Below are 9,361 nucleotides of genomic sequence, written 5' to 3' on the forward strand. Positions count from 1 at the left end.
CCTCCCAACCTCCCCGAGCCGAAACCCGGAAAAATCTACCCTGCACCATCCAACCATCCACACGAATGGCGGCCGTATATGCTGCGACTCATGGCGGATTACCGGAAGATAGGCGAGCTCAAGCGAGCCTGGTTCAACTTTCTTATCAGGGAACCGACCGAAAGTCTGCCCAATGTTGCCGCGCAGGCGTTGGTGGACGGGATCGATGGGGATGCACTGAGGGAAATCGCCGGTTTGAGTAATGGCGATGACTCGGCCGCTCGCGAGCTTCTGCCGGTCGCGATGGCAGAGCTGGGATTCGAGGTGCCGCCTTCGGATGCGCCTTTGTGGGAGCGGGTGCGGACTCTCGTCGATCCTACGGTAGTGGACCGGCTGGAGTGGGCCCTCGGGCTGGTCCAGAGGGACCTGACGGCTACGGCACCCGAGATAGGCCGGCTCAGACTGAGACCATTAGCCCCGTTCGACGAGGATATCGAAATTCCTGTTGCCATCTCGCTACCCGATGGTAATTACTCTGCGGATGCCAGGATCAATGCCAATAGCTACTCGACTACATTGGCATCGGTAGCCGGCGGAGCACAGGAGAGTCTGATGGAGGTGAGTTTTTATGTGTGGCCTTCATGTGCACACCATGACCGGGGAATGTATGTCCAGGTCGACCGATCTTCCGAGAAGGAGTCGGATTCGGTGAATTGGATGTGCAAGGCGGCGGGAGGTCATATTCTGTGCGCTATCGGCGACCTGAGAGTCTCCCGATAGGCCGGCAGCACCAGCGTGCCATAGCCTTTCCTCAGGGAAGGACATGTAGATCAAATATGGCTATCAAGGCGGTGCGGCCTTGATAGCCGGGCGGAACGAAGTGGTCTCCAGACCTGCGGACGACGCTGCTGACGGCCAATCTGAAGGTCGCCTGATTCGTGGCTGCAGGGCCGGTAAGGTCGCCCTCCCGAAAGGCAGAATCGCGGACGCGGCGGATCTTGCCTCCGCGGTCTCAATGGCTACGGGCGAGGTCAGCGAGTTGGACCGAGTTGGCCTGACCCGGCCGCCGGATGGGTAACCGCATCGTGTCCGGCCGCGGTCGGCGCGTACAGCACGGCCACGAGCAGGCATGGCAGCGGGTGAACTCCACTCTCGTCGCGGCTGCGGAGGCCCTCCCCAGCCGTTCTCGGATTCCCTCCCGCGGCACTCCGCCGGATACCACCACGTCAGTCGGTCCACAGGAAAACGCCGTGACAGGCACGCCGCCATCCGGGTCCCGAAGAAGTTGGACGTCTTCGTGACTCGTAAGCGGCGTGCCTGTCCTGCTCTCGGCGACACATTTCCCTGTTGCACAGTTGGCGAACGTCGGCATCCGCCAGTACGCGCGCCACCCGGGAGTCAAACGGTCAGATGATCAAAACAGCGGAGTTCTGAATCACCAGATTCGCCAGGTTCCCTGCGCCCTGAGAATTGCGCGGCGACCGCCCCGCTCGATTACGTTTGCCACGAGGACAACACGGACCGTGTCGCCTTCAGCAAGCCATCTGATCTTGTCCGGCCGGAATCGAAGGTGAGCAGTATAGCGCCCCCTCGGGATATTGTTGCCATTTTTGTAGTCGGGCACCCCGATACTTCCATGAAAGAGGTACATGCCGTTCTCGACATGCCCATAATCGCCACGCTGGGCATTGTCCCCGTTGACGTAGAGTTCGCGGGAGTACATGTCGACAGAATAGGCAGAATTATAGGGCGCCTTGAACTTGAAGTACCAGTTGAAGGAGCAAATTTGGAAGCATGTCGAGCTTCCCCCGAGACATCCAACCGGGCTGCAAAACTCTTTGTAGTACGTGGTGTGAAGCCCGTCAAGGTCAGTTCCGTTGTAGGGGTCCTGGTTTGCGTAGTCGTAGGGGTTGGCGGAGCCGCCGGGAACGGGATCGGTCTGGAGAAAGCGGCCGGTGTTCGGATTGTAGAGCCGGGCTCCCATGAGAGTGATGCTGGACAGGGTGTCGTGGGAGCGTTGTTGGGCGCCGAGCCAGCCGTAGCGGGGATAGGCGGTGGTGGGATTGTAGGGCTTGCCGAACTCGTTGGTTTCCTGGAACGAGGTGGTGGATGTGGCGGTGGTGGTGTCGTCGGCGGTGGCGACGATGTTGCCGTGGAGGTCGGCGAGGTGGAGGGTGACGGTGCCGGTGCTGTCCTGGGCCGCGGCGAGGCCGGTGCCGATGCCGTGGATGTTGCGGGTCCAGGCGCTGCCGGTGGCGATCCAGGCGGGGCTGTCGTCGGCGCTGTCGGTGTAGTGGTTCGTCGAGGTGGTCGACCCCTGCGTCCAGGAGCGGATCCGGCGGGCGGGGTCCAGCGTGTAGGTGCGGGTGGTCGAGCCCTGGGTTTCGGAGGCGACCATGTCGTCGGCGTTGTAGCCGACGGTCAGGGCGGTGCCGCCGGCGTCGGCGGCGGGGACGGTGGTGGTGCGGCCGAACTTGTCGTAGGCGTAGCCGGTGTCGGTCATCCGGTCGGCCTGGTCGTAGCTGTGGGACAGCGAATAGGTGGGTGTGGTGGAGGTGCTGCAGGTCGCGCCGGGTGCGTTGGTGCCGGCGTCGGGGTAGGAGATCTCCTGGGTGCGGTTGGAGTCGGCGTCGTAGACGTAGCGCCGCGAGGTGCAGGTCTGCGTGCTGCCGTTGGCGCGGACGTCGCGCGCCAGAGCGAGCCGGCCGGAGGAGTCGTAGAGGTACTCGATGCCCTGGTTGGGGGTGCCCACGACGCGGCCCTGGCCGTTGATGTTGTCGATCTCGCTGTAGGTCAGCCAGGTCGAGCCGCTCTTGGCGTAGGTCAGGGTGGTGGGGCTGGCGGTGTTGTCGTACTGGTTGGTCGCGACCAGACCGTTCGGGTAAGTCTGCGTCGCGATCTTGCCGTCACCGTTGTAGGTGGCGGTGAAGGTCGACGGCGCCGAGCCGGCTCCGACGCCGAGGCTGGTGACCAGCCCGCGGTGTTCGGTCGAGCTGTCATACGTGTAGGCGTAGGTGCCCTTGCCGTCGTTGACGGAGGAGACATGCCCGTCGATGTCGTAGGCGGTGGTGGTGGAGTTGCCGTCGGCGTCGGTCTGGGAGGTGACCCGACCCCAGGTGTCGTAGCCGGTGGTCAGGGTGATGCTGTCCGCGGTCGTGGTGGTCGGCAGCCCGGTCGTGGTGCTGTAGCCGAACGTCATGGTCGGCATGGCCGCACCACCGTCGGCCGAGGGGCTCACCGTGACATTGGCTGAGGTCTTGCGGCCGGCGGCGTCGTAGACCGTCGTGGTCGTCCGAGTCGTCGACCCGACGGTCTCGACTTCAGTCAGGGGCTCATTGAGGCTGTTGTAAGTGTGAGTGATGGTCGGCAGGGCATTGCCGGAGGACGGCTGCGCCGCCGGGCTCTCGGAGCAGGTGAGGCCCGCCGTCGAGGCGTTGACGCACGCGCCGGATCCGGTCGGGGTGAAGTACGATGTGACGGTGGTGAAGGCGTCCGTGCCGCTGCTGTTCGCCTTCGGCTGGCGGACCTCGACCGGCTGGCCGCCGATGTTGTAGTAGGTGGTGCGGACGATGTCCGGGTTGGACCCGCCCCCCATCCAGGTAGACACCGTTGTCGGTTTACGCAGCGTCCAGCCGGACGTGGCGACGTCAGCGCCGGTCTTCGCCTCGTAACCGTTGATCGTCTTGCGGGTGTCGGTGTCGCTGCTGCCGTCGTATGCGGTGGTGGTGACGGTGGTGGGCAGGTGGTACGGCGCGCCCTCGGTCGGCGCGCCCTGGTCGTAGTCGGTGTGGACGTGCTGACGTACTGACGAACGGACCCCGCTGTTGTTGATGTAGCGGTGCGTAGGCCCGTAGGCGTCGACCGGCGTCACCCCGTCGGTGGACCAGGTGGTGTCGGTATCGAGGAGCTGGGCACGGGCAGCCGAGTCGGTCAGCGCGGCCACCGTCGCGTCGGTGTCGGCGGTCGGGGACAGCGCCTGCGCGCGGTTCTCCGCGGTCAGCTGGCGGACGACGTTGCCGAACCGGTCGTGCTCGATGGTCGTGATCTGCCAGGCCCCGTTGCCGTAGGAGGCCGTGTTCACCTGTCTGCCGTCGGCGTCGAGATAGCTCAGGACCGCGTAGGGCCAGTCCGAGACGGTGGGTGGATCGGCCGGACTGTGGCTGGCCGGGAACACGGCCGTGCCCCAGGACGGCAGGTCCTGCTGGCCCCAGGTGGCGACGGCACTCGGTGCCACGTCGACTGGGGCACCGCTACCGGTGAGCGGTACACCATAGACGATCTTCTGTGTGGCGTTGCCGGCGCCGCCCGGCTGCGGGCGGGTGAGGCTGATGAGCCGCCCGAAGCTGTCGTAGTTGAAGTTCCAGGTCTCCTGGCCCGTGGGAATGAAACCCTGGACGCGGTTCTGGTCGGTGTACCAGTACAGGGTGGCGAGGTGACTGCCGCCGGAGGTGTCCAGGCGCGGGTCGTACTCGGCGCGCAGCCGGCCGGTGGTGTCGAACCGGTAACGGGCGACCTCGATCGGTGACGCGCCGTTGAGTGACATCGAGATGGAACTGATCCGCCCGGTGTAGTCACCCCAGGTGGCCGGGTCGCCGCCGCTGCCGGTCGCAGTCGTGGAGGTGGCGTAGGTCAGGGTCAGCGCACGGCAGCCGGCGCCGAGGGTGCCCGAGCAGTCGACCCCGGCGGGAACCGGCGCGAGGATACGAGTGACGCGTCCGGTGCTGTCGGTGGTGAAAGTCGAGGTGGAGGCGCTGCCGAGTTCCTCGACCCGGTCGACGACCCAGACCGTGGCCGAGCCGACGGTCTTGGCGTACCAGATGGTCCTGGTGCCGTCGATCTCGGTGAGGGTGAACTTGGTGGCCGAGTCCTTGACGAGAATAGACCCGTCGGCGGCGGCGTCGGCGACACCGGCGTAGTAATACGGGTAGCTGCCGCTACCGCTGCGGGTGTAGACCGCCGGAGCGCCCTCGGGGCTGGTGAGGGTGACGTATCCGCCGCTGGCGGTGTTGTCCACCAGGGTGCGATCGGCTGAACCGGCGTCGGGACCGGGGATGTTCGAGGTCCAGCCCGGCCCGAATACGCCGGTCGGATCGGTGGTGGCGGCGGGCGGGGTCAGGGTGGTCAACGTCCGGCCGACGGTGAGGCTGCCGGTGTAGGTGGGCATCGTGACGTCGGTGGCGGAGACGGAGTAGTCACCGGTGAGCGGGGCGAGGGTGCCCGGCCCGACCGGGATCGTGGCGTTCGAGTCGCTGAAGGCGTTGATCGTGTATTGGATTGTCGTTCCGGCGGTGCAGGAGACGGTCCCGCCGGAGGTCCGGAAGCAGGCCTGGATCTGGACCGGTCCGTCGTTGCCGGCGAAGGTGGACGGCAGGCTCCAGATCTGGTTGTCGAACAGCCCGGCGCTGTTGCGCGGGGCCGGCCAGGTCGGGCTGGACGTGGTGCCCTGGGTCGTCACGTCACCTGCCGGCACATCGGCCCAGGCCGTCGAGGTGTCCGTTCCCTTCCGGTACCGGTAGGTGACCGACACCTGTGAGGACGGTGCCTCCCCGCGCAGCGTCACGAACCGCTGAGCGCGGGACTGCGCGGCTGGCGAGGCCAGCGCCCCGTTGCCGACACCGAACGTGTACGAGGCGACGGTGGACAGGTTCCCCGCCGTGTCGATCGTGCGGACGTAGAAGGTGTGCAGGCCCTCGGCGGGGCTCAGCGACGCGCTGGCCGTCGAGGTGGTCGACGTGGTCGGGAAGGGCTCGTCGAGGCCGTAGAGGAATCCGGCGGTGTCCCCACCCGGGGAGGTCCACGACACGGTGCCCGACGTCGTGCCCGACCAGCCACCCGACGGCCAGGCCGACGAGGTCAGGGCACTCGGCGCGGCCGGGGCGGTGGTGTCGACCGTGAACGGGATCCACGACGACCAGGACTGGGAGTAGTCGGCGCCGTCGTAGGCGCGGACCCGCCACTGGTAGGTGCCACCGGCGGTGAGGAGACCGGCTGGCACTGTCCAGGAGCCCTCGCTGTTCTGGCTGACGTAGCCGCTGTCACCGCCGGTGATCTTTGTGGTGCCAGCCTGGTCCCAGACCTCGAAGTCGAGGCGGACGGTGCCCCCGTCGGCGTCTGTAGTCGTACCTTTGAGGACTGGTGATGTTCGGTTCGTCAGCACGGTAGGTGGGGTCCCGCCGCACTGCGCCGAGCATGGCCACGTGGATCGATTGCCCACTGCGGACGGGTAGGAGTTGTAGGTGGTGCTGATCGTCGGGGGATGGGAGGTGTCGTCGCCGGAGGCGAAGTACTTGAACTGGCTGGCATCGTGCTCGTCCGGGGCGCGCAGCGTCAGCGTCTCCGGGGAGGGCTGGCTGTCGCTGGACCAGGCCTGCACCAGGCCTGCACCAGGCCGACGATGTCGAGTGCCACGGTGCCGGAGCCGGAACAGGAGCCGCCGACGTTGAAGCTGGTGTTCGACCAGTTCGTCCCGTCCGCGGCGGGCTGGGTGTTCCACGTGGTGCCCGCGGCCAGGCTCGCCGAGCCCTGGACCAGCATGGGCTTGGCCGTGCAGGTGGCGGAGCCTTCCTGCCAGAGGTTCAGGGTGGCCGCGGTGACGTGCTTGCCCTCGATCCCGGAGGTGTTGAACGCCAGGTAGGAGCGCTGCAGCGCGTAGTCGGTGTAGTCGCCGACGCGCAGGCTCTCGAAGGTGTCGTAGTTCGTCGTCGGGCTGTGGTCGTTGACGTCGGTGTCGAGGTTGTCGGCGAGGACGGCGGCCGGGTCGATCGTCACCGGGTACTGGCGGGCGGGATCGGTCAGCCAGGCCTTGTCCGGGCGCAGCGTCAGGGTCGGCTTCGTGGTCGTGGCGTCCTGCAGCGTCGCCGCGACCTCGTGGATGCGGTCGGGTAGACCGACCTTCGGTTCGACGTGGGCGTCCCACATCAGCGGGGTCGGTGAGCGGACGGCGAGCTTCCCGCCGGACGACAGGCGGAGTTCACCGTCCTTGGTCCGTTCGGCCTGGACGCCCTTGAGGCGCATGGGCAGGTTCAACGCGGCCTGGGCGGCGGCGGGAGTGTGGGCGACGATCTGCACGTCGTAACCGGTCGGGGTGACCTTCACCTGCAGATCGGTGTCCTTCGCCACCGCCGGGTAGGTCGCGACGTTGTCCTTGAGAGTCGGGGTCGGCAGGGCAGTCGGCCAACCGAACGCCACCTCCCGTCCGCCGTCCGTCAGGGTCGCGACGTCGCCCGCGGCCTTCTCGCCAGCGGACAGGCTGATGGTCGCCTTCGCCGCCTTCGGCACGATCTTCCCGTCGACGAGGACGAGGGTGGAATCGACGTCGACCCAGCCGTCCCCACGGCGCACCCTGTGCACGCCGGAGTACGAGTCGACGGTGATCGTTCCGTTCGGGTTCACGTAGGTGGTCGTGGATTCGGACCGCGCCGAGGTCACCTCGATACGGCGGTGCTCGGCCCGAGCCGCGAGCTGAGCGGATACCAGGTCCGGCCGTTCCGCCGGGCCTGAAACGGAAGGCGGCTTCTCGGCCGCCGCCGGTGCGGCCGACGCCGCGGCCAATGGCAGGAAGTCGGTGATCGTGCCCAGAAGAACAGCGGCCAGCAGGACGCAGAGGCAATGGGGTAGGGACATTCGACGACGCACGGGGGATGCCCGCATCACGCCAACTCCGATCCGACGGGAAAGGTAGACCGCAGGCGCGGTACAGGCGCAGCCCCCGAGGGGCTCGGGGGCTGCGCCGGATCACCAAAAATGACCGTCGGCACATAAAAAAGCAACGGACGTAGCCGGTTGTTGATCCGTTGCTACTACCGTGCGCAATGTCATTGAAGAGCTCGCCGTGGCCACCCGTTCAACGGAGAGGACAGCGGCTCCACATTCACCACGAAAGGGACTTTACGCCCTAGATCACAGGAGGGATTTTTACTTTCCGCCACCGAAGCGACTTCCGTCACACAGTGGGGCGTTACCTGACTGAAACATTTGGAGGGATGGAACCGCAAATCTGGACCAGACGCCGGCCGGCGATGATCCAAAGAAGATGACCGGGAGTGCAGTATGACCGCTATAATTCCTTATCAACTGGTTTATGCCATCCACAGCATGGGAAATCCGGCTAGGCCCGCCCCCTCTGGAGCGACAGGTCGTGGCGTTCCCGGAGGGGGCCAGGCAGGCTGAACGTCTCGCGCCTGGCCCACCGTTCGCCCACTCCTGAGTCCGAGCGATAGCTGATCGTTATGGGCAGCAAGGAGTTCTTCTTCCGAATCAGATGACAAGAGGGCTGTGGATCTGTCACAGTCCAGCCCGGACCCGAACGCGGGGTGGGTCCGGGCTAACATCCACGTCACTGATCACATTTCTCTTTCACGACCGCCGGCTCTGCCATGCCGCGACGCATCAGCGATGCATACCGGTGAACACCGTCAACGCGATGGTTCGTCTTTCCCTCATCGTCGAGGACCTCCCCTGGGCTCCGGGTGAAGCATTCCCAGGAATCTTCGGGACCAGCTGTATCCCCAGAAGTGCAACCCGAAAAGGGTCCGACATCACAGAGGAGGTGCATCGCCATATGAGCCGGCACCGGCGGCTCCCTCGACGCAGCGAGCGGCATCGGTCCGCCGACTGCTCGCCCGCAAGGGAGCCGGCCACCTTCGGGGATAGCCCCCTCCCGCGTGCCCCAACGCGGCCGGCTCCGACACCCACGACCCGACCGACCGTGTCGACCTCCCCCACCTAGCCGATCTTCCCGCATCGACTGACAGCCCCGACTCGGCCCGTTCGCCCCATCAGGTCGATGGACCCGCCATACCCGACGGCCTCGACCTCATCAGCCCCAAAAACCAGCCGTCGGACTCAACGGCGCCGCCGGCGCAGACGGCCGGCCACCGGGCTGGCCACCGTCCCCATGATCGGCCTGCTCCTCGCCCTCTTCCTCGCCGGCATCGGCAAAGTCGAATCCGGCCACGCCGCCGGACGCCCCATCACACCCGACGGCACCATCACCCGTCCCATCCTCGGGCCATCCCTCGACGGCCACGACGGCCGCGCCCTCCTCCGCCGGTGTTCTCGACCGCAACCGCACCTATGACCGTGCCGTCGGTCCCATGCAGTTCATCCCCACCACCTGGCACACCGCTGGCCATGACAACAGCGGCGACGGAATTCGCGACCCCCACAACATCGACGACGCTGCCCTCGCTGCAGCCGGCTACCTCTGCCGCGACCATCGCGACCTCGCCAACCCCACCCAGCTCCGCACCGCAATCCTCAGCTACAGCCCCTCAGCCGACTACGTCCGCGCCGTCCTGGCCTGGGCCGCCGGCTACACCACCACCGGCGCCACCCCCACACCCCAGACAATCACGACAGCCAGCGCCACCACCCCCTTGTC

4 protein-coding genes are annotated in these 9,361 nt (G+C 66.4%); 2 read left to right on the forward strand and 2 right to left on the reverse strand.

Annotated elements, in window-relative coordinates:
* Nucleotides 1–759: hypothetical protein (locus tag NBZ83_RS25980; RefSeq protein ID WP_261575975.1), on the forward strand; the 759-nt coding region annotated here is incomplete at its 5' end.
* 655 nt (nucleotides 760–1,414) lie between these two features.
* On the opposite strand, the gene NBZ83_RS33460 is transcribed toward NBZ83_RS25980, so the two are convergent.
* The gene (locus tag NBZ83_RS33460) at nucleotides 1,415–6,352 is read right to left on the reverse strand and encodes an RHS repeat-associated core domain-containing protein (protein ID WP_261575976.1); all 4,938 of its coding nucleotides are present in this window, start codon (nucleotides 6,350–6,352) and stop codon (nucleotides 1,415–1,417) included.
* A complete protein-coding gene (locus NBZ83_RS25990) occupies nucleotides 6,307–7,602 on the reverse strand; it encodes a DNRLRE domain-containing protein (protein WP_261575977.1) in 1,296 nt (431 codons plus the stop codon). The genes NBZ83_RS33460 and NBZ83_RS25990 overlap by 46 nt, the downstream gene beginning before the upstream one ends.
* 1,472 nt (nucleotides 7,603–9,074) lie before the next feature.
* On the opposite strand from NBZ83_RS25990, the gene NBZ83_RS25995 reads away from it, so the two are divergent.
* The coding region (locus NBZ83_RS25995; RefSeq protein WP_498041078.1) for a lysozyme family protein at nucleotides 9,075–9,361 on the forward strand (287 nt) is incomplete at its 3' end.

The sequence above is a fragment of the Frankia gtarii genome (assembly GCF_025403375.1).
In the GTDB taxonomy this organism is placed as follows: Bacteria; Actinomycetota; Actinomycetes; order Frankiales; family Frankiaceae; genus Frankia; species Frankia gtarii.